Source organism: Providencia sp. AGC89 (assembly GCF_053543535.1).
The window spans coordinates 1-692 of the sequence record NZ_JBIXLP010000043.1; the positions used below are offsets into that span (position 1 = coordinate 1).

The following is a 692-nucleotide window of genomic DNA, read 5'->3' on the forward strand; positions in this document are numbered from 1 at the left end:
CTCCAATTGACCCCATACCTATGTCATGTCAGATCACTGGCCCAACAGGTGGTGATACAGTAAATCTTGACCATGGAATAGTCAGTACTGGTCGATTGAATGGTAATCAAGCCTCAGCGAAGATAGGTGTTAAATGTACCGAAAATGCATCTGTCTCATTCAGTTTTACTGAGACAACATTACAATTGGGGACAAACTTATCATCAACCCTTTCGTTAAAACGAAATGGTATGGATATACCTATCAGTGATTCACCAGGAAGTAATAATAGTCAAAAAATAGATAAAAATATATTAACTTATATTGATGTTATTTCTACATTATCTGCAGCAGGAACGATTGCCCCCGATCGTTATACAGGAAGCTCCACATTAGTTGTAACATTAAACTAACACTCTCTATTTTAGTCCAAACCAAAAAAATTAAGAAGGCAATATGTCTTCTTAATTTTTGTAGATAAGCGTAAGCGACTCATTTAGACCGTCTATCTGTATTCCTCCAGTTAGTGGAAAGTAAGCGCCCCATGATCCCACGGAGCGCTTTAGTTTTAATGTAAGAAGTTCCAGGGAAGAAGTGAGTTGATATCTGGCTCTGACTTTGCCAGCTCTTTCATACATCTCACCAGGTAATCGTAGAGGATTAGCCCGTTAGCTTTTGCTGTCTCGATGATGCTGTACAGCAGCGCACTGGCA

At 39.5% G+C, this 692-nt stretch carries 2 protein-coding genes; one reads left to right on the forward strand and one right to left on the reverse strand.

Going from position 1 to position 692, the window contains the following annotated elements; all coding sequences use genetic code 11:
* On the forward strand, positions 1-392 hold a 392-nt coding region (locus ACIPUA_RS07265), incomplete at its 5' end, for an MrpH family fimbial adhesin (RefSeq protein WP_449059513.1).
* Positions 393-547: 155 nt separating this feature from the next.
* Here the strand turns inward: ACIPUA_RS07265 and ACIPUA_RS07270 are convergent.
* A partial coding sequence (locus ACIPUA_RS07270; RefSeq protein WP_449059514.1) for a transposase domain-containing protein occupies positions 548-692 on the reverse strand: 145 nt, incomplete at its 5' end.